The sequence below is a fragment of the Neolewinella agarilytica genome (assembly GCF_900110645.1).
GTDB classification, from domain to species: domain Bacteria; phylum Bacteroidota; class Bacteroidia; order Chitinophagales; family Saprospiraceae; genus Neolewinella; species Neolewinella agarilytica.
In genome coordinates this window covers 71,102-92,791 of sequence record NZ_FOFB01000002.1, presented here as the reverse complement: position 1 = coordinate 92,791, position 21,690 = coordinate 71,102, and the positions used below count along the sequence as shown (strand labels likewise).

Annotated in this window: 19 protein-coding genes; 16 read left to right on the top strand and 3 right to left on the bottom strand. The window is 54.0% G+C overall.

The genetic code is table 11. The annotated features are described in order from the left end of the window. Positions 1 to 86: 86 nt before the first annotated feature. The 12 genes from BM123_RS02645 to BM123_RS02590 all read left to right on the top strand — a co-directional run bounded on the left by BM123_RS02645 (position 87) and on the right by BM123_RS02590 (position 14,236). Positions 87 to 3,104: a T9SS type A sorting domain-containing protein gene (locus tag BM123_RS02645; protein ID WP_090165267.1), complete on the top strand. Its 3,018-nt coding sequence runs from the start codon at positions 87 to 89 to the stop codon at positions 3,102 to 3,104. 539 nt (positions 3,105 to 3,643) lie between these two features. After that, positions 3,644 to 4,240, top strand: coding sequence for a GNAT family N-acetyltransferase (locus tag BM123_RS02640; protein WP_090165266.1), 597 nt, complete (start codon positions 3,644 to 3,646; stop codon positions 4,238 to 4,240). Positions 4,241 to 4,449: 209 nt separating this feature from the next. Then, entirely contained in the window at positions 4,450 to 5,634 is a 1,185-nt protein-coding gene (locus BM123_RS02635; RefSeq protein WP_090165434.1) for an argininosuccinate synthase, read from the top strand. Between the two features lie 87 nt (positions 5,635 to 5,721). Further along, positions 5,722 to 6,690, top strand: a complete 969-nt coding sequence (gene argC / locus BM123_RS02630) for an N-acetyl-gamma-glutamyl-phosphate reductase (RefSeq protein WP_090165433.1) — start codon at positions 5,722 to 5,724, stop codon at positions 6,688 to 6,690. Between the two features lie 183 nt (positions 6,691 to 6,873). Further along, the gene (locus BM123_RS02625) at positions 6,874 to 8,001 is read left to right on the top strand and encodes an aspartate aminotransferase family protein (RefSeq protein ID WP_090165265.1); all 1,128 of its coding nucleotides are present in this window, start codon (positions 6,874 to 6,876) and stop codon (positions 7,999 to 8,001) included. Then, positions 8,001 to 8,285 (top strand): antibiotic biosynthesis monooxygenase family protein, encoded by a 285-nt coding sequence (locus BM123_RS02620; RefSeq protein WP_090165264.1) that lies wholly within the window; start codon positions 8,001 to 8,003, stop codon positions 8,283 to 8,285. Before BM123_RS02625 ends, BM123_RS02620 begins: the two co-directional genes overlap by 1 nt. 55 nt (positions 8,286 to 8,340) lie before the next feature. After that, positions 8,341 to 9,276, top strand: a complete 936-nt coding sequence (locus BM123_RS02615; protein ID WP_090165263.1) for an N-acetylornithine carbamoyltransferase — start codon at positions 8,341 to 8,343, stop codon at positions 9,274 to 9,276. Between the two features lie 134 nt (positions 9,277 to 9,410). Beyond that, positions 9,411 to 10,508 carry a helix-turn-helix domain-containing protein gene (locus BM123_RS02610; RefSeq protein ID WP_090165262.1) on the top strand — a complete coding sequence of 366 codons (1,098 nt, stop codon included), beginning with the start codon at positions 9,411 to 9,413 and terminating at the stop codon, positions 10,506 to 10,508. A gap of 110 nt (positions 10,509 to 10,618) precedes the next feature. Next, entirely contained in the window at positions 10,619 to 11,416 is a 798-nt protein-coding gene (locus tag BM123_RS02605; protein WP_090165261.1) for a hypothetical protein, read from the top strand. Positions 11,417 to 11,421: 5 nt separating this feature from the next. After that, positions 11,422 to 12,462, top strand: coding sequence for a S41 family peptidase (locus tag BM123_RS02600; protein WP_090165260.1), 1,041 nt, complete (start codon positions 11,422 to 11,424; stop codon positions 12,460 to 12,462). Positions 12,463 to 12,635: 173 nt separating this feature from the next. Next, positions 12,636 to 13,433, top strand: a complete 798-nt coding sequence (gene cysQ / locus BM123_RS02595) for a 3'(2'),5'-bisphosphate nucleotidase CysQ (protein WP_090165259.1) — start codon at positions 12,636 to 12,638, stop codon at positions 13,431 to 13,433. Between the two features lie 8 nt (positions 13,434 to 13,441). Further along, positions 13,442 to 14,236, top strand: coding sequence for a glycosyltransferase family 2 protein (locus BM123_RS02590; RefSeq protein ID WP_090165432.1), 795 nt, complete (start codon positions 13,442 to 13,444; stop codon positions 14,234 to 14,236). A gap of 1 nt (position 14,237) precedes the next feature. On the opposite strand, the gene BM123_RS02585 is transcribed toward BM123_RS02590, so the two are convergent. The 3 genes from BM123_RS02585 to dusB all read right to left on the bottom strand — a co-directional run bounded on the left by BM123_RS02585 (position 14,238) and on the right by dusB (position 16,746). After that, the gene (locus tag BM123_RS02585; RefSeq protein ID WP_090165258.1) at positions 14,238 to 15,185 is read right to left on the bottom strand and encodes a glycosyltransferase family 2 protein; all 948 of its coding nucleotides are present in this window, start codon (positions 15,183 to 15,185) and stop codon (positions 14,238 to 14,240) included. A gap of 164 nt (positions 15,186 to 15,349) precedes the next feature. Beyond that, complete coding sequence (locus BM123_RS02580) at positions 15,350 to 15,670, bottom strand: phosphoribosylpyrophosphate synthetase (protein ID WP_090165257.1); 321 nt, start codon at positions 15,668 to 15,670, stop codon at positions 15,350 to 15,352. An 83-nt stretch (positions 15,671 to 15,753) separates the two neighbouring features. Beyond that, on the bottom strand, positions 15,754 to 16,746 hold the full coding sequence (gene dusB, locus BM123_RS02575) for a tRNA dihydrouridine synthase DusB (protein WP_090165431.1): 993 nt from the start codon (positions 16,744 to 16,746) through the stop codon (positions 15,754 to 15,756). Positions 16,747 to 17,317: 571 nt separating this feature from the next. Between dusB and BM123_RS02570 the strand changes: the two genes are divergently transcribed. From BM123_RS02570 to BM123_RS02560, 4 genes are all read left to right on the top strand, one after another. Next, positions 17,318 to 17,992, top strand: a complete 675-nt coding sequence (locus tag BM123_RS02570) for a hypothetical protein (protein ID WP_090165256.1) — start codon at positions 17,318 to 17,320, stop codon at positions 17,990 to 17,992. A 92-nt stretch (positions 17,993 to 18,084) separates the two neighbouring features. Then, positions 18,085 to 18,291, top strand: a complete 207-nt coding sequence (locus BM123_RS23825; protein WP_139211732.1) for a hypothetical protein — start codon at positions 18,085 to 18,087, stop codon at positions 18,289 to 18,291. Between the two features lie 841 nt (positions 18,292 to 19,132). After that, positions 19,133 to 19,513, top strand: a complete 381-nt coding sequence (locus BM123_RS02565) for a peroxiredoxin family protein (RefSeq protein WP_175489223.1) — start codon at positions 19,133 to 19,135, stop codon at positions 19,511 to 19,513. Further along, entirely contained in the window at positions 19,500 to 21,674 is a 2,175-nt protein-coding gene (locus tag BM123_RS02560) for a peptidase domain-containing ABC transporter (protein WP_090165254.1), read from the top strand. Before BM123_RS02565 ends, BM123_RS02560 begins: the two co-directional genes overlap by 14 nt. Positions 21,675 to 21,690: the final 16 nt, after the last annotated feature.

Genomic DNA, 21,690 nt, shown 5'->3' with positions numbered 1-21,690 from the left:
ACATCTTAGTGGAATCGAGGAACTTTACCGGCCTGACGGGCCGGCTTTATTCGCCTTACATCAATTCAGTATAAACCATTTTCTATATGAAGCAGCTACTACTACTTGCATGCTTGTCATTGTTTACGCTTGGCCTTAATGCCCAGGTTTTTGTAGACATCGACGCTACTGGCTCTGCCGACGGAACGTCCTGGGCTAACGCTTACACTAACCTCAACGACGCCCTCCTGGCCGCCCCTGCCGGCAGCGAAGTATGGATCGCAGAAGGAAAATACATCACCGTTGACACGGCTTCTTTCTTTATCGACAAAGAGCTTACCGTACTGGGTGGCTTCGTTGGTTCTGAAACCATGGCTTCTGAAGCAGACCCCAGCAAGAACGAGACCATCCTTAGTGGTGACGTTATGCAGAACGACGTTCAGGGTGTTTATGACAGCATCAGCCGGGCTGATAACAACCGGGTACTATTCATTACGGACACTAACCTGGTGAGCACATTTACGGTAACCATTGACGGAATCACTATTCAGGATGGCTCCATCATCAATGCGGCCATCGACGCTGCACAGCGGGTAGCCTTTACGGGTGGTGGTATGCTAACCTTCGCCAAAGTTGACGTCAGCCGTGTAACTTTCAAAGCAAACTTCTCTCGCTTCGGCTCAGCAATCGGTTCTTACTTCGAAACTGCTAACGGTTCTACTTACGATGACATCAGCGTGGAGAATAACTACGCTGGTATTGCTAATATGATCTGGGTAGAAAACACCGACTCGGTAACCTTCAGCAACTCTAAATTCCTTGGTGGTGAAGCTCCTCAGGAATCCGGCATGGCATTCTTCCAGAACATGCGTGGTTTTGAATTCGCAAATTGTGTTTTCGATAGCATTTCAACACCCGTTGACCGTGGCTCCGCCATTGCCTTCTCCGGAGTACTTGGTGCTAACGTTCATGACTGTACGTTCACGAACCTCTCCGCTGACCTGGGTGGTGCGATTTACTTCCGTAACAGCGCCGACTTCGAAGCGGATCGTGAAATAGACGCCGATGAAGTCATCATTGACAACTGTACTTTCGACAATATCTCTACCGATCGTTGGGGTGGAGTAATCTTCTTCGGTGACGTCAGCCACCGGATCTCTAACTCTTCCTTCTCTAACTTCTCTGGTAACGCCAGCGGTGGATTGGGCGGCGCTGTTTACGCACAAGATAATGACGATAGCGTATTCCACGCTTACGACATCAACAACACGACCTTCACGAACGGAAGCGGTAACGTAGGTGGATCTATCTTCTACTTCTCCGGTGGTCATGACATCTCTATGACCGATGTTAGCATTGACGAGTCTGTCTCTGCCGGTAGCGGTGGTGGTATCTACCTCAACGGTGATGATATCACTGATGATGTAGCTACTTTCAAGAACCTGTCAATCACCAACACTACTTCCGGTGGCTTTGGTGGTGGTCTCATCGTTCTGGGTCACGGCTTCATGGGTGACAGCCTCACCTTCACGGACAACGAAACGGCGCTGGCTTCCGGTAACGGTGGCGGTATCTACGTACAGGGCAGCGCTCCTTACACTGTTAGCCTGACCAACTCTACCTTTGAAGGTAACCGTGGCCTTTCCGGTAGCGGAATGGCTTCCTGGGGTGTATCTCAAGACGTTACGCTTGCAAACGTCGTCTTTGATGGTAATGGCAGCACCACGGAAGGTGCCTTCCGCGGTGGTGGATACGCAGCCCTTCACGGCAGCGGTTCAACTGTCAGCCTGGATAATGTTGACTTCATGAACAACAGCGTAACCCAGGAATCCGGAATCGTTTCCGGTGGTGGAGCTATCTACCTGAACTCTCTCGACGGTGCCCCAGGTGTTGTCTCCGTAACCAACAGCCGCATCGAAGCAAACACCGCTGCTGATGACGCTGACGGTGGCGCTCTTTACACCATTGATGGTGTTGACGGTGTGTTCGATAACGTCGACTTCTTCTCCAACAGTGCCAGTGATGGTGGCGCCATTGCCACTTTCCTCTTCGTTGAGTTTGACACAGTAGCAGGTGTTCCTCTTTACACTTACCCGGATTACAAGCTGGACGTAATGAACTCTATCTTCGTTACCAACATTGCTGGTAGCCAGGGTGGTGCCATTTCTACCCAGCGTACGGGTGTTAACCTGATCAATACGGTATTCGCTAATAACGAAGTAGGTACTGACGGAGCCAGTGGTGGTGCTATGATCATCAACGGTAACTCTCCCGTTACCGATGCAGAAGGCACTTACGAGTATGCCGCTAAAGCAGACATCACTTCTACCATCGTTCACAGCTCTTTCTACAACAACCGTAACGGTGGTGGCGAAGGTGACGTAGGTTCTCACATCGCTATTTTCCAGCCGCAGAACCCCTTCAGCGACACTTCTGTATCCGTAGCCCTGACCATGCAGAACAACGTTTTCTTCAACGATGACGAGGACGCAGAAAGCCTTGCTTTCGAGCCCGCAACTGCTGAATCAGCTACCGCATTTGGTGACATCACGATCACTTCTCTCGGTGGCAACTTCTTCAACACGGAGAACGGCCCCGAAGCTACTGCTGCTTTAGGTTCTAATGCTGCTGACGTGATGCTTCCTTCGGATACCGATCCGGAAGCTCTCTTCGTTGACCCCAACGAAGACAATACGGACTTCCCGGACCTCACCCCCGTTCTCCTTGGAGACTTTGGTGCTGACAACCCACTGATCAATGCCGGTACTACCGGTGATCTCGTTCCTGCAACGGGCCTGAACGGCAACCCACGTGCTGACTTCCCGGACATCGGAGCCTTCGAACTTGAGCTCGGCCTGACTAACGTGGAGACCGTTGAAGAAAGCGGCCTCGACATGGCCTTCTTCCCGAACCCAACCGTGAACTTCGTCAACATTCAGAACAACGACCCCGCCATCAGCCAGTACACCGTACTGCTGACGGACAACGCCGGCCGCGTACTGCGCGTTGAGCGCTTCAACGAAGCCACCAGCCGCCTGAACCTGACTAACGTTCCTACTGGCGTTTACAACCTGCAACTGCTCATCAATGGTAAGCAGTACAGCAAGCAGATCGTGAAGCAGTAAGCAACACGCTCTACGGAGTCTGGCTCGTTCCAGCTCTATGCGAACACTATGCCGCTCTTCTCCAGCCTGGAGGGGAGCGGCATTTTTTTGGCCGGGTGCCGGGTGCCGGGTGCCGGGTGCCGGGTGCCGGGTGCCGGAAAAAAATAGTTAGTCAGGCCATTACAAAATGCATAATGTCAAAATTTAAACTATTTGGCCCTCCCGGCACCTCGCAACCCGCAACCTGCAACTTGCAACCTGCAACCTACACCCTTTATTTACGGCTCCTAAAACCTCCCCCTGCACCTGCGTCCGCGCCAAAAAAAGGCCCGGAAGCAAGGGAAAAACCAAAAAGCGGCCTAACTTTGCCCCATGCTTACGCAGTTAACGAACATAGTCCGCCGAGATAGGCGACGGGTCCGGAGGACCAAATAAGCTTCCCGCCACTGGCCCGGAAGCGCCCGCAGCAATTCCATGCTGACCGGGCAGTACCGTTAGCAACCTTGCCGCATTTTCATTTGTGGCTTCTTCCTTTTCCCTTTTCTCTTTCCTCCCTTATTATGCATATCGATATCCTGGTGGCTCAGCCCGAGCATACCGTCTACGCGCAACCTATTTGTGACCTCATTGAGGAATCTGCTAAAGCCCGCGGAACCGGCATTGCCAAGCGAGAGCCCGCTTACGTAGAGGAAAAAATGCTGACCGGCAAGGCGATCATCGCCCTGGTAGACGGTGAAATTGGCGGCTTCAGTTACATTGAAACCTGGAGCCACGGCAATTATGTGGCCAACTCGGGTCTCATTGTCAACCCGAAATTCCGGCGTCTGGGACTCGCGCGTAAGATCAAAAAAGCCGTCTTCGAGCTGTCCCGGAAAAAATATCCGAACGCGAGAATTTTCGGTATCACCACCAGCCTGCCTGTGATGAAGATCAACAGCGACCTGGGCTACAAACCCGTTACTTTCTCCGAACTCACCCAGGATGATGCCTTCTGGGCCGGGTGCAAAACCTGCCCCAACCACGATATCCTGATGCGAAACGACCGCAAAATGTGCCTCTGCACCGCCATGATGGCCCTGAGTGCGAAGGAAGCTAAAGAAAAGAAACTCGCTAAACTGGAAAAGAAGCGGGAGAAGATTGAAAAGAAAATGGGGTAACCTCCTCCCCAGCAGGAAACCTCTCCCCACCCTCTTTTGCTTCGCAGCTTCTCCACAGGACTCTTCGAGTCCGCTACAAGGTCCGAAGGAGAGGGGCTAAAAAAATGATAAGCGTTTTACACCATACACGATCCCGAAAGGATCTCACCGCTTTAAGCCCGGATGTAGTCGCACCGTGACGAAATCCGGGGATGAAAAACCACCCCAAAATGAAAAAAATAGTACTCGCCTACAGCGGCGGACTCGACACCAGCTTCTGCGTAAAGTACCTGACTGAAGAGAAGGGTTACGAAATCCATGCCCTGACGGTAGACACCGGCGGCTTCTCCGACGAAGAGATCGTAGAAATGGAAGCCCGTGCGCTCAGCCTGGGCGCCACCACTTACAAACGGGTGGACGTGACGGAAGCTTACTATCAGGAATGTCTGCGCTACCTAGTGTACGGCAACTGCCTGCGCTACCAAACCTACCCCATGAGTGTGAGCGCAGAACGGATGTTTCAGGCCATGAGCACCGCGCGCTACGCAGTGGAGATCGACGCCGATGGTGTTGCCCACGGAAGTACCGGGGCCGGTAACGATCAGGTCCGGTTCGACCTGGCCTTCGAGTTAAGTGGTAAGGAACTGGAGATCATTACCCCCATCCGCGACCTCCAGCTCAGCCGGCAGGAGGAAGTCGACTATCTCGCTAAGCACGGCCTGATCTGGCCAGAGAAGAAAGGAACCTACAGCATCAACGCCGGCCTGTGGGGCACTTCCGTTGGCGGCGCGGAAACACTGACCAGCCACCAGTCTCTGCCGGAAGACGCCTGGCCCGTGCCCGTAACGGAAACCGAAGCCCGGACGATTGATCTGAACTTCAAGGAAGGGCAGTTCACGGGCTTCGACGGACAAACCTTCGACTCCCCCGTTGCCGCCATCAAAGCACTGGAAGAACTGGCGGCGCCCTTTGGCGTTGGACGAGACATCCACGTAGGCGACACCATCATCGGTATCAAAGGCCGGGTCGGCTTCGCCGCAGCCGCAGCCGTACTCATTCTGAAAGCGCACCACCTGCTCGAAAAGCACACCTTGGGCAAATGGCAGCTTTTCTGGAAAGAACAACTCAGCAACTGGTATGGCATGATGCTCCACGAAGGGCAGTTTCTGGATCCCGTCATGCGGGACGTAGAGGCCTTCCTCGAAAGCAGTCAGGGCACCGTTAATGGCAGCGTTCACATCACCCTGCACCCGCACCGCTTTGAGCTCAATGGCATTACTTCGCCCAATGATTTGCTGGGGGCCGGGTTCGGTGCTTACGGCGAAATGAACAAAGGCTGGAGCGGGGATGACGTGAAGGGATTCACGAAGATCCTGAGCGTGCCGGGGCGGATTCGGAATGCAGTGAATGAGTGAATGGAGGAATAAGTGAATGGCTGCAACATGGATTCAGCCATTCTAAGCTTCAATCATTCTCACATTCCATCACTCATTCAATTGAACATGAAAAAGAAAACAGGCATCATCGGCGGCGGTGGTTATACGGCAGGAGAACTGCTGCGAATCCTCATCAACCACCCCGAAGTGGAAATTACTTACGTACAGAGCGACAGCCAGGCTGGCAAGGCCATCCATGAAGTCCATACGGATTTGGTGGGGGAAACGGAGCTGCGTTTTTCGGCCGCGGACGCAGGTGCATTGAAAGACCTGGACGCCATCTTCCTCTGCATGGGCCATGGCCGCTCCAAAGGCTGGGTCGAGTCTACCCCCGTCTCTGACAAAACGGTCATCATTGACCTGAGTACGGATTACCGCATGGACGACAGCTGGGTCTACGGCCTGCCGGAGATCAACCGGGAAGCTGCCCGCGGATCGAAGCGCATCGCTAACCCCGGTTGCTTCGCCACCGCCATCCAGCTCGGTCTGCTACCGCTCGTACAGGCAGGCCTGGCCAACGGTGAAGTCCACATCAACGGCATGACCGGCTCCACCGGCGCCGGCCAAAAACCAATGCCGACGACTCACTTCAGCTGGCGCAACGCCAACGTATCCGTCTACAAAGCCTTCGGCCACCAGCACCTGAACGAAATCGGGCGGACGGTCCAGCTGCTGGGGCGCCCCAACGCTGACGGGCTCAACTTTTTACCGCTGCGCGGGCCCTTCGCCCGGGGCATCTTCGTGACCACTTACGTGCAAACCGATGCTTCCGAAGCCGAGCTGAAGAAAGTCTTTAACGACTTCTACGCGGAAGCAGCTTTCACCCACGTCACGGACGTTAACCCCAATCTTAAGCAGGTTGTCAATACCAACAAAGGGCTCGTCTTCGTGGAAAAGCACGGCGACAAAGCATTGGTCATCTCGATGATCGACAATCTCCTGAAGGGTGCCTCCGGGCAGGCCGTCCAGAATATGAACCTGGCGCTGGGGCTGGAAGAAATGGCGGGGCTGCGGCTGAAGGCGGGGATGTTTTAGTATGTTGTTTTTTGGTTCGTTAGTCTTTTGGGCTACCGCACGGCAAATGCGTGATAAGTGGTGGAAGCCATTACACATTGACGCCTACAATACGCGGTAGTCTACTAGGCCACAGAACTACAAAACTATCGCAGTGCGGCAGCCCCAAAAAACCAAAAGACTAACAGACCAAAAGACTAAAAAATGAACCTTTTCAACGTCTATTCCCTCTACGACACCGAGCCCGTTCGCGGCGAAGGTGCCTACGTTTACGATGAAAACGGCCGTCAGATCCTGGATTTTTATGGCGGGCACGCCGTGATGTCCATCGGCCATGCGCACCCTCATTACGTCCGGAAGGTACAGGAGCAGGTCGCTAGTCTGGGCTTCTACAGCAACAGCGTAAAGAACCCCTTACAACAGGAACTGGCCGATAAGTTGGGGGAGTTATCCGGCATGGACGACTACCAGCTGTTCCTCGTCTCCAGCGGAGCGGAAGCCACGGAAAATGCCCTGAAGCTGGCCAGTTTCCATACGGACCGCAACCGGATCCTGGCCTTTGACGGTGCTTTCCATGGCCGGACCTCCGCCGCCGTCAACGTGACCGACAACGAGAAGATCAAGGCCCCCATCAACAAGAACTTCCCCGTCACCTTTCTGCCCATGAACGACCTAGCGGCCGTGGAGCGGGAGCTGGCCAAAGGCGACGTTGCGGCGCTCATCATTGAAGGCGTTCAGGGTGTACACGGCATTTACGTGCCGGAGCCTGAATTCCTGGAGGCGCTGCCGGCGCTCTGCCACAAACACGGTGCCTTACTTATCCTGGACGAAGTACAATCCGGCTACGGCCGTACCGGAAAATTCTTCGCCTTCCAGCATTCCGGGGTAGAGCCGGACATCATCGCGATGGCCAAGGGAATGGGTAATGGCTTCCCGATTGGCGGCGTATTGATTCATCCCAAATTTGAGGGCAAGGCCGGCATGCTGGGCACTACCTTCGGTGGCAACCACCTGGCCTGCGCAGCGGGCATTGCGGTCCTCGACGTAATCAAAGACGAGGGCCTGCTGGAGAACGCCACCGTTCAGGGTGCTTACCTCATGGAAGAACTCGGTAAAACGGGCCTCTTCACGGAAATACGGGGCTACGGCCTGATGATTGGGCTGCAAATGACGGAGCCCATCGCTCCACTCCGCAAAAAGCTACTCTTTGAGCACGGCGTATTTACCGGTTCCAGCAAAGACCCGAATACCATCCGGCTACTTCCACCGCTGAACGTAACGCGGGCGCAGTGTGATGATCTGATCGCGGCTTTCAAAAAAGCACTCGCCTGATGGTACTGGAACAGGTCCACATCACCGTCGCTCCGGAGCGGACGTCGGATTACCAGCAGGCATTCGAGCAGGCGCGCCCGCAGGTGCAATGTCAGCCCGGCTGTAAATCCTGTCGCCTGCTACCATCACTTGACCATCCGGGGCAGTTTTTACTTCTCATCGAATGGGAAACCAAAGCGCATCATACGAAGGGCTTTCGGACAAGCCCGGAGTACCGGGAATGGTCTCGGCTACTGCACCCGTTTTATGATATCTTTCCCACCGTAAACTATTTTCAAGGCTAAGAGCGTGTCTAAGCATGCACTACCGCACCTGAGCCGTGCGGCTACCCCAATTACCATGAAACAATTCCTCTCCGTCTCCGACGTACCCGACATCAACGCCCTCATCGCTAAAGCAGCTGCTCACAAAGCAGCTCCCTTCGCCAGCAGCCATCTGGGGCAGCACAAGATGGTCATTAACCTCTTTTTCAACTCGAGCCTGCGGACGAGGATGAGCACCGAGAAAGCCGCCCGCCAACTCGGAGCAGACGTGATCACCTACGACGCCAGCGGCGGCTGGGGCATCGAGTTTGAAGACGGCACCATCATGAACGCGAACACCGCCGAGCACGTGCGCGAGGCCGCCGGCGTACTGAGCCAGTATTGCGACGTGCTCTGCGTTCGCTCCTTCCCTACCCTGACGGATAAGGAGGCGGATTATGCCGATCGTATCATGAAGGCCTTCGTGAAGTATGCCTCCGTTCCCGTCGTCAGCATGGAGTCCGCCACCCGCCACCCGCTGCAGAGCCTGACGGATTGCCTGACGATCAGTGAGCACCGGCGGACCGCCCGCCCTAAGGTCGTGCTCACCTGGGCGCCGCATCCGCGGCGCCTGCCGCAGTGCGTCGCCAACAGCTTCGCCGAATGGATGCAGGCCTGGGGAGAGGTGGACCTCACCATTGCTAACCCGGAGGGTTTTGACCTGGCACCCGCGTTCGCGCCCAAAAGTATCGTTAGCCACAACCAGGCTGAAGCTTTCGCCGGGGCCGACTTCATCTACGCCAAAAACTGGTCAGCCTACGACGACTACGGCGCCACTGCGGATCTCCCCGACTGGATCATCGACGAGCAAAAAATGGCCCTTACCAACGATGCTTTCTTTATGCACTGCCTGCCCGTACGACGCAACATGGTGGTCAGTGATGCCGTGATCGATAGCCCGAACTCGCTCGTCTTACAGCAGGCGAATAACCGGACGTGGGCCGCTCAGGCGGTACTCGGAAGTATGCTTTAGGGTTAGTGAGAGAGGGAGATCTAAGGCCCTCTCTCAGCGAAAAACGACCAAACTGAAAAATTAACAGACCAACGCAACGCGCAGCGGAGGCTATCGTCCTTAACGATTGAACACCACCCGCTACCTTTGCCACTATGACGCTCAGCCTCTCCGGTTTTTTTATTCTCGCCAGCGTTGTACAGGGGCTTTTCATCGGGCTGGCGATCCTGTGCGCGCCCTTCTTCCGGAGTAGTACGAACAATTACCTGGCGGGTTTCATCCTGCTTGTGAGTGGTATGACTTTTCTCGGCTGGCAGGAGTTCGATCATTTCTGGCCGGATTACTTCTGGTCACTGATGTGGGAATTCCTCATCCCCGTGCTCTTGTTTCAGTACGCCCTGCGCCTGCTACAGCATCCTTACCTGCGCGCGCCCTGGCTTCCCTGGTTATACGCTCCTTTTTTGGTCGTGCTGGTAGCCGATATTATTTTCGACCTGGATTTCTCTTTTGGCGTTTACACACTCCCTTTCCCGCAACAACACCCTGCTTATCAGTTCTACGATTCGCTATTGGACTCAATGGCGCTGTGGTGGAACATCTTTTTCTTTGGCTGGATCTTCCGCATTGCCCGCAATGACCGGAACGCCGCGGCGGACAAACGCCGGTGGCTCACCCGATTCAGCATCGCGCTTCTATTGGTTATGTCTGTCTGGTTCCTTTCCGACTACATTCAATACCGGACAGCAGTGGAAGACCCCTATTCCATGTTGTGGCTGGCGCTGTCGCTGCTCTTCTGGTACATCGCCTACGTGGGGGTGTACCAACTTCGGATCGTGGATGAACGCGCGGAGATCGGTGCCTTGCGAGATCAACTGTTGGAGCCCGCCACACCCGCGAATGTTTCGGTTGGGAATGATTACTCCCCGGCATTACGGCAGCTGATGGAGGAAGAGCAGTTGTATCGCAATCCGGATCTGGGCCGGCAGGTGGTGGCGGAGCAGTTGGGGATCAGCGAAGGGTACTTGTCACAGGTTATGTCCACCCAGGTTGGCCAGCCCTTTGCGGACTACATCAACAGCTACCGGATTGAGGAGGCTAAGCGACTCCTTTCTTCGCCGGAGTTTAATCCCTACTCGCTCGAAGCCATTGGGCTGGAGGCCGGTTTCAAATCCCGTAGTGCTTTCTACACCTGCTTCAAAAAGGCGACGGGGACAACGCCGGGGATGTTCCGAAAAGAGGTAAAAACGTCCTGATTACTTACGTTCTGAGGATTCCGGACAGGTGAACCCACCATTTTTTTGCGCGGACGCAGGTGCCGGAGGATGTTTGTGGAGCAATGTATCACCAAGCTCTCAAGCATCTTATGAAACTGAAATATTTTTTCCTCGCCCTCGGCCTTTTATCCATCACGACGGTGAGCGCCCAGGGCATGGCGGACGCCACGCCGCAATACCAAAACCAATTAACCCTTACCATCGGTCTTAACAATGGTTACTTCCGGGACCGAAACTACAGCCCTCTCAACTACAAAAGCAGCGGCACCAGATTCGGCCTGAGCTATGGCCGGATAACGGCCAGCGGCCACCGCTGGACCGGCGGCCTTGCCCTAGGTCTCGGCACCCTGAAGCACCCGACCGACTACGATCGCCACCCCAGGCCGGAACGCTATCAAATTGACCTAAGCGTCGGTTATCTCCGTAAGGTCGGTCAGGTAACGGACGACCGACGGAGCTGGCTGGGCGTGAAGTACCGCTCCACCGTTGATCTCGCCCTCTATGATGGTGCCGAAGCTGTCACCTTCTACGGGTTACACGCCCTGGAAGCCGCCCTGGCCACCGACTGGAAAACGGGCGATCGACACCGCTTAAGTACGGAAGTCTCGCTGCCCGTCTTCGGTCTCCTCTCCCGCCCGCCCTACACGGGCTGGGACAAGTTCATCGTTGACAATGCCGAGAACATCCCCAAGGTAGTTACCCGTGGAGATTGGGTCTCCTTCGGTGCCTTTGCGGCCCTGCGCGCCAGCGCCGCCTGGACCTATGACTTCGGGCAGCGCTGGTCAACCTCCGCCCGCTATGACTTCTCCTACTTCGCAAGCAAGCGAATAGACCCCGTTCGTCTCCTGGACAACACCTTCTCCCTTTCTTCCACCCTGAAATTCTAAGCCCCATGAACCGCCTCCTTCTCCCTTCTCTGTTTCTTTTGCTCCTGTTCTTCACCGGCTGCCAACGCCTTATTCTCGGCGAAGACGAAGCCAATGACCCCGAAAACAACTTCGAAATTTTCTGGAAGGACTTTGACCGTCATTACGGGCTGTTCACCGTTCGCGGCTGGGACTGGGACAGCATCTATGCCGAGTTCCGGCCACAGGTTACCGCTCAGACGACGGACGAGGAGCTCTTTGAGGTCTACCGCCAGATGGTGGAATACCTTGACGACTCTCATACTTTCGTTTACTGGCCGGGGCGCGACTTTTTCAGCGGCAACTCCGAAGATGATGAGCGTACCGAAGCCGAATTCAGCCTTCCGCTCATTCTTGACCAGCACCTGGAGGTCATCGATTCTTCCAGCGAGGAAGGTTATGTATACGGCCAGTTACGGGGCCGCAACGTCGGCTATCTCTACCTCGCCGGCATCGAGATGGAAGACCTTTCCTTCGGAGACAAATTGCTTACTGACCTGGGGCAAAATGACGCCCTGATCATTGACCTGCGGAATAATTCCGGAGGAGACGATGGCGTGGGTGCCGCCCTGGCCGGCCGTTTCGCTGACCGGACAGAACTCATCTACACCGTTCAGGAAAGAAATGGCCCGGAGCACGATGATTTTGCGGGAAAAACGGAATACTACCTCCGGCCGCAAGGCACCGTCCAATACGATAAGCCCGTTATCGTTCTGACGGACAACATCACCGTTAGCGCCGCCGAGGTGATGCTTATCTACCTGAACGCTCTGCCCCAGGTTACCCAGATCGGCACGGCTACCTCCGGAGATTTTTCTGATACGGGGATGCGGCGGTTCTTGCCCAACGGCATGCAGTATCAGTATTCGATTATGAAGTTTCTGTTACCGGACGGGACGAGCCTGGACGGAGTAGGCCACGTACCGGACATCGAGATCCGTAACTCCGCAGCGGACATTGATGCGGGTAACGACCTGGTGCTGGAGCGGGCTTTCCGTTTTTTGTTAGAGGAGTATGGGATTGAGTAAGGAATCAGCCCTGCGGACGCAGGCCTCCGGGCCTGCCGGTAGTGGAGGCACAGGCCAGGGCTACAGGAGCATTTGGTTCCTGTCTCTTCCATTGCTTTTTGTTCTTAAGCCTGCATCCTGCGTCCGCGGCCGAAAAACTTCTTCAATCCCACGATAAGATTATCTTTGCGGCCATGACAGACTACCTGAAACTTGCCGCCGAAGTAGGCGAAATTACCCGCCTCGCTGGCGCGGCCATTATGGAAATCTACGAAACCGAAGATTTCGGCGTGGAGATGAAATCTGACGACAGCCCATTGACCAAAGCTGACAAGGCGGGCAATGACGTTATCGTTGCGGGGCTGGAAGCCCTGGAATTCCAGGCGCCCATCATTTCGGAGGAAGGTAAAGGTGTTGCTTATGAGGTCCGTAGCCAATACAAGCAATTCTGGCTCGTTGACCCGCTTGACGGCACCAAAGAATTTATCAAACGCAACGGTGAGTTCACCGTTAATATCGCGCTCGTGGAAGCCGGAAAGCCCATCCTGGGAGCCGTTTATGTACCCGCCACCGGTGAGCTCTACTACTCCGCCAAAGGCGAAGGCGCCTGGAAAGTAAGCGACGGAGAGCCCGAGCGTATTGCTGCAGCTTCCTTCACCATGCAGGACACCAATCTGCGCGTAGTGGCCAGCCGGAGTCACCTCAACGAAGGCACTCAGGCCTTCATGGACAAGCTCGACCAGCCCGAGATCGTTAGTCGCGGCAGCTCTCTCAAAATCATTGAACTGGCTACCGGATCGGCTCACCTTTACCCCCGCCTCGCCCCGACTATGGAATGGGACACGGGCGCTGCTCACGCCATCCTGTTGGAAGCCGGCGGTAAAATGGTGGATGATGGTACCGGAAAAGAACTCCGCTACAACAAAGAGAACCTGCTGAATCCTTTCTTCATTGCTTACGGTAATGTGCGGGAGGAGCTGCTGGCTTGTTAGTACCAGCCATGCGCCAACTGAGCATCATCTACACCACCTTCAACGAGCTCGACATCATCGAGCGTTCGCTGGCCTCCGTCGCCGGGTGGTCGGATGATCTGGTAGTTGTGGATAGCTTCAGCACCGATGGCACGGCTGAGTTATTAGAAGCCCGGGAGGATGTCATTTTGCGCCAGCGGAAGTACGTCGGCCCTTCGGACCAAAAGAACTGGGCCATTGAGCGGGCCCGGCACGAGTGGATACTTTTGCTGGACGCGGACGAGATCGTTACGCCGGAACTCCGAGCAGAGATTAACGCTCTGCTGGCCGCTGATCTGATTCCTCACGATGCTTACTGGATCGGGCGAGACAACCACTTCATGGGCCGTCGTATTTACCACTCCGGCTGGGCCGGAGACAAAGTCGTCCGCTTTTTTCACCGCGACCGCGCCCGATACAATGATAATCAGGTGCACGAAGAGATCATAACCCAAGGCATCAGCGTAGGCTGGCTGAAGGGCAGGATGCTACACTACACCTTTAAGGATCTGGATCATTTTCTGGACAAAACGCGCCGCTACGCGCGTTGGTCCGCTAAGGATCATGCTGCAAAAACGCCCCGAGTCGGCTTGTATCACCTACTCGTGAAACCCGTTTACCGCTTCTTCAAACACTACATCCTGCAGGGAGGCTTCCGCGACGAGAAGGAAGGGCTCATCATCAGTATGGTTCTGGCCTACGGTGTCTTTTTACGGTATGCTTATATGATGGCGGGGAGGAAGGCGGCGGCGAATGCCCCTCAGTCGGAGTCGAAGAACCCTTAGGCTACACAACCACTCCCTTCCCTCTCTTTATCGTGCGGATCCGGTAAGGACGTTTATCCTGGCTCTCGTAGTAGGTTCGCATCAATACTTCCACAATGATTCCTACGGTGATCAACTGTATGCCCGCTAAGACGAGTAGTAAGCCCAGAATCAAAAGCGGTCTGCCCCAAACGTCATTGCCCATAATCTTCAGCACCAGCAAGTAGACATTGATCAGCGCACCGACAGCAAAAAGAAACAGCCCTGACTGGGCAAAAAGGTGCATTGGCTTCTGCATATACTTCTTGAAGAAGAGCATCAGCATCAGGTCACTGACGACCTTAAACGTTCTCCCCAGGCCGTATTTACTAACCCCAAACTGCCGGGCGTGGTGCCGGACCGGGATTTGCGTAATCCGCGCACCTTCTAAACTGGCCAGTACGGAAATGAAGCGGTGCAGCTCCCCGTAGATGCCCATGTCTTTGGCAATCTCCGCCCGGAACACTTTCAGGGCACAGCCATAATCGCGCAAGTGAACACCACTAAGGTTTCTGATGATCCAGTTAGCGATCCGGCTGGGGATTTTCCGGAGCAGAGCGCCGTCTTTGCGGTTTACCCTTTCTCCTACCACCAGGTCCCATTCGTCTCCATCGCGGACTTTGGCCAACATCTCAGGAATATCCAGCGGGTCATTCTGTAAGTCACCGTCCATGGTAGCGATAAATTCGCCACGGGCAACGTCAATACCTGCCATCAGAGCTAAGCTTTGCCCGTAGTTTTTCCGAAACTCAACGACAACAAGTCTTGGGTCATCAATTGACTTAAGCTCCTTAACCGTCCCGTCTGTGCTACCATCATCAACGTAAACTATCTCGTAATCCATACCCGGCAAAGCGGCATTGATGCGATCGATGAGTGGGCGGATATTTTCCCGCTCATTGTAAACGGAGATGACAACGGATAGTAACATGCCGCGAAGATAGTTCGGTAGTCTGATAGTCTGGTAGGCTGCCGCACGTTGAAGGCGTTGAAGGCAAGTGCATAAATTTCTGCATCGCCCACCTGCAGTGCCTTGCCCCCACAAATGCGGTAGCCCGAAAGAACAAATACCAAATGACTAGCAAGCCGCCCCGTCTACTTATACTGCACCCGGAACTTCTCGATCATTTCCGGACTAAGGGAGTCAGCATAGACACCATACGCATCCACCAGCATGCCCTTCGTGCCGTCGTCAGCCTCGATAGCATAGAGTACGGAGTTGTCCCCTGTACTACTCATACCCTCAAACCGGTGCGTTTGAACGATGGTGAAGTTTTCCGGATTAAATTTCTTTTCCAGCTTCTTACACTCCAGGTATTCGCCGTGCTGGTTAAAGTCATGCTCATAGCCTTCTTTCCGCAATTCTTCGATAGCGTCAGTTAGGCTGGCATAGTGAGTCTTTTGCAGGATTGCCATAGTTGGTTATTGGTTTGGTTATACCAATAAATCGTATCCCACCGGTCCTTTGTTCGTTTTCACCTTCGCTAACGGACCGTCCGTCATTGTGCCGTTACCCCCGCATACACCTCCCGCATTTCCTCCAGCGTGGCGAAGAGCGTTTCCGCTTCGTATTCGGAGACGAGGGTCTTGCGGTATTCCTTCACGCCGGGCATTCCGCGGAAGTAGTTGGTGTAATGGCGGCGCATTTCGAGGACACCGAGTTTGGGGCCTTTCCAATCGAGGCTACGACGGAGGTGGTCGCGGGCGGCATCGACGCGCTCGTCGATGTTGGGCGGCGGCAGGGTTTCGCCGGTGGCGAAGTAGTGCTTGATTTCCCGGAATATCCAGGGGTTACCGATGGCGGCCCGGCCGATCATGATGCCATCCACGCCGTAGCGGTTGCGGTAGGCTTCGGCTTTCTGTGGAGAGTCGATGTCGCCGTTGCCGAAGATCGGGATGCTGATACGCGGATTGTCCTTGATGGCACCGATCAGCGTCCAGTCGGCTTCGCCCTTATACATCTGTTGGCGGGTGCGGCCGTGGATGGAGAGGGCCTTAATGCCAACGTCCTGCAGCCGTTCGGCGACTTCCTCGATGTACTGGGTCTTATTGTCCCAGCCGAGGCGGGTTTTGACGGTGACGGGCAGGTTCGTCCGGTCAACGATGGCCTTGGTCAGCTCTACCATCTTGGGGATGTCCTGCAGAATGCCGGCACCGGCGCCCTTACAGGTTACTTTCTTGACGGGGCAGCCGAAGTTGATGTCCAGCAGTTCGGGCTGGGCGGCTTCGACGATGTCGGCGGCCTTGACCATACTTTCGATGTTGGCACCGAAGATCTGGATGCCGATGGGCCGCTCGTAGTCGAAGATGTCGAGTTTCTCGACGCTCTTCGTCGCGTCCCGGATCAGGCCTTCAACGCTGATGAACTCAGTGTACATAATATCACAGCCTTGTTCCTTGCACAGGGCGCGGAAAGGTGGATCGCTGACGTCTTCCATCGGAGCGAGCAGCAGGGGGAATTCTCCCAGTTCGATATCGGCTATTTTGACCATAGGCATTAGAAAGTGCAAAGGTAATAACCGGGCGGGAGAGGGGATAGTTGCGGAGGTGGGTGGGTATACAGATGGCAGGTTTGAAGCAGGACCTAAATCGGCAGCGCCGTAAAACCTCTCCCCCGGCCCCTCTCCGGAGGAGAGGGGAGACGTCTCCGACGGTAAAATCTTAACGACCTGCAATTTGTTATGCACACGCACAAGTGGGCGGCGGAGCGCAGGTGCAGGGGAGGGTTAAAGAAGCAGAGAAAAACACTACTCTTTACCGCAACAACTTGACGCAATACCCGTCAACAAAACCCTCCAGTACCCAAAACGCGAAGCGTTTTCTATAGCCCCTCTCCGTCTAGCCGGAGGCTAGACCTACCGGAGAGGGGTTGGGGAGAGGTAGAAAGAGCGCAAACAACCAATATTAGGTGACTTATTAACAATTAAAAGCATACCCCCAATTAAATCAAATAAAAAACAAATAATAATTTGCACATACCCCCCCCGCCATATATTTGCATTAAGCCCCCCGTACTAAGGGCAACTATGTGACTATTACATCAATCCACAACCTACTATTAACATGCGGACAATTTCCGCCCATAAATCAATCAAATCCAATACCCTCACGGAAATCTTCTCGGTTTCCGGCTGGCTAATGTTTTTATTAGCCGTTGTAGCGGGTTGCCTCAACGTTTACCTCGTCCAGGAATTCGTTTTGACCGACGACGTATATTACAATACCCTGGGCGAACGGCTCGCTTACGAACGCATCGAAAAAATGCTGGCGGAGCAACGGGAATGGTCGTGGCTGGGATATGCCTTTGTTCCCGTCGTGGTATTCCTGCAAACCCTGGTCATTAGCCTGTGTTTGGTAACCGGTGTAATATTTTCCTACGCCAAGGTGAGTTTCAAGCGAATATTCGGCATGGTGTTAAAAGTAATTGCATTGATTGCCGTTATTCGCCTGCTACCGTCCCTGGTCTTACTCTTTCAGGACATACAAGTACTAGATGACCTCCTCACCAGTGACTGGTATTCCATGCTCGCCCTCTTCGGGCGGGATAACATCGCTATGTGGCTACACGTACCGCTCGCTTCCCTGAATATATTTCACTTGCTGCTTTTGCTCGGCCTACTCGCCGGCATGAAGCATCTCTCCGATAAACCCACCCGGCGCATGGCGCTAATCAGTTATGGCTGCGGGACGCTGCTCTGGTGGGTGGGGCTGATGTATTTGCAGGTGAGTTTTGGATAAAAAAACCGTTCGACTCATTTCGGACGTTAAAGTGCCCTGAAACACAGGAGCTTTATTCACCATATTTTCACTTTCTTTAAAAAAACCTTTGTATGAAGTTATTATCTGACAAACAGCTCGCCAATACCCATGGCGGCTGGTGGACCACCGATCAAGTCGGTGGCGCAGCTTGTGCAGCAGTGGTGCTCGGATTTTTTGTCGCAGCATCTGTCACTTTCTCTCCACTTGGAGCAGCAGCAGTATTGGTAGCAACAGGAATGAATGTTGCAACCTGTTCTACAGCTATTACTTTTGGATAGCATATAATTGTAAAGCAAAACCATTTTAAAACCTAAAAAAACAAGAATGAAACCTCTTTGTTTAAATCAATTAACTAACATCAATGGCGGGTGGTCTTGGGCATCCTTCACAGATGGGGCATGCGGCGTGGTTGCCGTTGCCGACGCGGGGGCCGGAGCTGTATTACTTTTCACTGCCGCCACTGCAGTGCCTAACCCATTGGGCGCGGCATTAGTGATTGGCTCTATCGCTTGTGCCGGATGGACAGCCTATCGCTTATCAACCTAAGCTATAGAGCGCTTGATAAGCGTCAAATCACAAAACAGTAATGCTAACTTGATTGTTTCGATTGATACTGTTCAATTGATCTAATCATTTTTTTGGCGGTGTATCATAAGTAAAGGTGATTACCTTTAAGAGCCAAGTAAACACTGGCAGCCTATAAATGGCTACCATCACTTCTGATACACCACCAATTTTTTAATAAAAAACATCTATGAATATATTCATGCGCTTTATCCTTGCAGCAATTTTACTAGTAAGTGGATCAATGATATTACTCAACATGACAAACATCATTGACTATGGAAAAACAACTTACTTTATATTAGTATTAACTTGCTGTACTATATTTTTAGCAGTTTTTTTTTAAAAAAAAACACAATAACTGAGTATCCTCGTACGCCCTATTAATTATTAAGTTAAACAAAATTAAAAAAATTGTCCTCCCTTTTTAAAAATACATTCCTTATTCAATATTTTATTTTCTATCTAATCCTAACCATATCTTCTTGCAACAAGAATAACGAGAGCAAATACTTGAAAAGCACGGAAAAAGCTCCATGCTCAGACATTGCTCTATTGAGCAAGTTTAAAAAAGATTTTACTCCACTTGCGAACAAGAACTATTGCGCCCTCACCTTCATCTCCCCCGCCTGCGAGCACTGCCAATACCAAACCCAGGCACTCCTCTCCGACCACGCGCAAAAGCCTGAAGATTTACGACTGGCTTTTCTCTCCGACGTCCACCCGGACAGCTTGAAAAGCTACGCCAGCCAGTTTGAGTACGACACTGCTACGACCGTATTCCTCTGGGACGAAGGCGGTAAGATCGCCCAACAGATGGAGGTCAGCAGCTACCCCACAATGTTCCTTTACGACACCGCCGGGGTCCACCTACAAACCATCGTCGGCGAAGCCAAACCCTCCTACGTCTACAAACACTTCCATGACACCCACTAAAGCCCACGTCCGCCAGCAAGACCAAACGGACTGCGGCGTCGCCTGCCTGAAAGCCGCTCTCAACCATTTTGAGCGGCCACAACTATCCTTCGAGCGGCTGCGGGAGCTGAGCGGCACTTCCATCACGGGCACCACCATGCTGGGGCTGCTGCAGGCCGCGCAGGAAGCGGGCATGGAAGCCGAAGGTTTTGAAGCCGACCTCCCCAGCCTGCAGGAATGCGAAGACCTCTGCATCCTGCACATCGTCAAAGACGAACGGCTGCTGCACTACGTGGTCTACTACGGTTACAACCAAAAAAAGAAAACCTTTCTGATCGGCGACCCCGCCGAGCCGGCATTGGTGGAATGGACGGATGAGGAACTCCTCTCCGTCTGGAAAAGCAAAGCACTGCTGCTACTCAAAGCAAAAGCCGGTACGGCCACCGAAGCTGCACCGCAAAAAAGCCAATGGGACTGGATCAAAGGGCTAGTGGAAGAAGATATTCCGCTACTCTCCATCGCGCTGGTTATGGGCGTCATCCTGGCGGTGCTGGGCCTGGCAACCGCCATTTTCTCTCAGCAGCTGTTGGATACCATCCTACCCAGTGCTGACCGTAACCGATTATTCATCGGCACGGGCTTGTTGTTGGTACTCTTGCTGGCCCGCAGTGCCATTCAATACCTGCGCTCGCTCTTGCTGATCCGGCAGAGCTTCGATTTCAACCTGCGCATCATCGATCATTTTTACGGTCGCTTGCTGCAGCTCCCCAAATCCTTTTTCGATAATCGTAAGACGGGCGACCTCATCGCCCGCATGAACGACACCCAACGCATCCAGCGGGCGGTGTCCAACATTCTGGCCAGTGTAGTCATTGATGCGCTGATGGTGCTGGTCGCCTCCGGGGCCATCATCTGGTTCGACTGGAAGATCGGGCTGGTGAGCCTGGCCTGGCTCCCGGTTTTTGGTTTTATCGTCTACCGCTTCCATCCGCCCATCCTGGGTGGACAGCGGGCGGTGATGGCCAGCTACGCCGCGAATGAGAGTAACTACGTCGACACGATTCAGGGCGTCGGCGTCATCAAGCTGCACGGCAAAGAAGGCGTTTTCAGCCAGTTGACGAATGCCGTTTACCGGCTCTTTCAGGACGCGGCCCTGGCCCTGGGCAAAATCGCCATCCGCTACCAGTTCTGGACGCAGGCGACCTCGGTCCTCTTCGTGGTGGGCATCATCCTGTGGAGCGCCATCAAGGTTTTAGCGGAGGAGATGACGGCTGGCGAGCTGATGGCCATCCTGCAAATGGTCGGCCTGCTGATGGCATCAGCGGGCACCCTGGCCTCCGCCAACATCCAGCTCCAAGAGGCCCGGGTGGCCTTTGACCGAATGCACGAGTTCACCAGCATCCCGAATGAAACGGAGCGGGAGGCACATCAGCCACAGTCGCTGACGGATAGCTTCGAAGAGTTGCGGGTGGAAAACTTGCGCTTCCGCTTTCCGGGCCGGCCACTGTTACTTGACGGCGTGGATTTTCAACTCCGACGCGGGCAGTGGGTCACGATCATGGGCGAAAGCGGCATGGGCAAGTCTACCCTTCTCCAGATTTTGCAAAAATTCTACGCCCCGGAATCCGGCTCCATCAAGGTAAACGGTGTCGACTTCGATCTGCTCGACTTTGCCGATTGGCGTAGCCACCTCGGTGTGCTCCCTCAACAAATCAAACTATTCAACGGTACGGTGTTGGACAACATTTTGCTCGGAGAAGTCCCGGAGTCTCCCGAAAAGCTGGACGAGTTTTTCCAAAAATACGGCCTGGACGATTACTTCCGCCAACTGCCCAACGGCTACGCGACCATTGTTGGCGAGCAGGGCGTAAACCTGTCCGGCGGTCAGCAGCAGATACTGGGTTTAGCGAGGGCGCTGTGGCGCAAACCCTCCTTACTATTGCTGGATGAGCCTACCGCTGCTCTGGACCGGAATGCGGAGCGAATCGTATTGAAGCTGTTAGAGCAATTGAAAACAGAGATGGGCATCCTGGTGCTCACTCACCGGCTGTCTACTGCCCGGCGGGCGGATGAGATTGTGGTGCTGGGAGCGGGAAAGACGGTAGCGAGTGGAACTCATGAAGAATTGCTGACGCAGGGGGAGAATTTGTATGCTTTGGCTTGGGGGGATCTTATGGACTAACTTGTAAGCGTATCAA

What these genes read in the sequence shown, in the direction of transcription:
- BM123_RS02635 (WP_090165434.1), top strand. Translation starts at nt 4,450, where the DNA reads ATGAAAAAAATAGTACTCGCCTACAGCGGCGGACTCGACACCAGCTTC.
- BM123_RS02585 (WP_090165258.1), bottom strand. Translation starts at nt 15,185, where the DNA reads ATGTTACTATCCGTTGTCATCTCCGTTTACAATGAGCGGGAAAATATC.
- cysQ (WP_090165259.1), top strand. Translation starts at nt 12,636, where the DNA reads ATGACAGACTACCTGAAACTTGCCGCCGAAGTAGGCGAAATTACCCGC.
- BM123_RS02640 (WP_090165266.1), top strand. Translation starts at nt 3,644, where the DNA reads ATGCATATCGATATCCTGGTGGCTCAGCCCGAGCATACCGTCTACGCG.
- BM123_RS02625 (WP_090165265.1), top strand. Translation starts at nt 6,874, where the DNA reads ATGAACCTTTTCAACGTCTATTCCCTCTACGACACCGAGCCCGTTCGC.
- BM123_RS02590 (WP_090165432.1), top strand. Translation starts at nt 13,442, where the DNA reads ATGCGCCAACTGAGCATCATCTACACCACCTTCAACGAGCTCGACATC.
- dusB (WP_090165431.1), bottom strand. Translation starts at nt 16,746, where the DNA reads ATGGTCAAAATAGCCGATATCGAACTGGGAGAATTCCCCCTGCTGCTC.
- BM123_RS02605 (WP_090165261.1), top strand. Translation starts at nt 10,619, where the DNA reads ATGAAACTGAAATATTTTTTCCTCGCCCTCGGCCTTTTATCCATCACG.
- argC (WP_090165433.1), top strand. Translation starts at nt 5,722, where the DNA reads ATGAAAAAGAAAACAGGCATCATCGGCGGCGGTGGTTATACGGCAGGA.
- BM123_RS02620 (WP_090165264.1), top strand. Translation starts at nt 8,001, where the DNA reads ATGGTACTGGAACAGGTCCACATCACCGTCGCTCCGGAGCGGACGTCG.
- BM123_RS23825 (WP_139211732.1), top strand. Translation starts at nt 18,085, where the DNA reads ATGAAGTTATTATCTGACAAACAGCTCGCCAATACCCATGGCGGCTGG.
- BM123_RS02610 (WP_090165262.1), top strand. Translation starts at nt 9,411, where the DNA reads ATGACGCTCAGCCTCTCCGGTTTTTTTATTCTCGCCAGCGTTGTACAG.
- BM123_RS02615 (WP_090165263.1), top strand. Translation starts at nt 8,341, where the DNA reads ATGAAACAATTCCTCTCCGTCTCCGACGTACCCGACATCAACGCCCTC.
- BM123_RS02570 (WP_090165256.1), top strand. Translation starts at nt 17,318, where the DNA reads ATGCGGACAATTTCCGCCCATAAATCAATCAAATCCAATACCCTCACG.
- BM123_RS02580 (WP_090165257.1), bottom strand. Translation starts at nt 15,670, where the DNA reads ATGGCAATCCTGCAAAAGACTCACTATGCCAGCCTAACTGACGCTATC.
- BM123_RS02645 (WP_090165267.1), top strand. Translation starts at nt 87, where the DNA reads ATGAAGCAGCTACTACTACTTGCATGCTTGTCATTGTTTACGCTTGGC.
- BM123_RS02560 (WP_090165254.1), top strand. Translation starts at nt 19,500, where the DNA reads ATGACACCCACTAAAGCCCACGTCCGCCAGCAAGACCAAACGGACTGC.
- BM123_RS02600 (WP_090165260.1), top strand. Translation starts at nt 11,422, where the DNA reads ATGAACCGCCTCCTTCTCCCTTCTCTGTTTCTTTTGCTCCTGTTCTTC.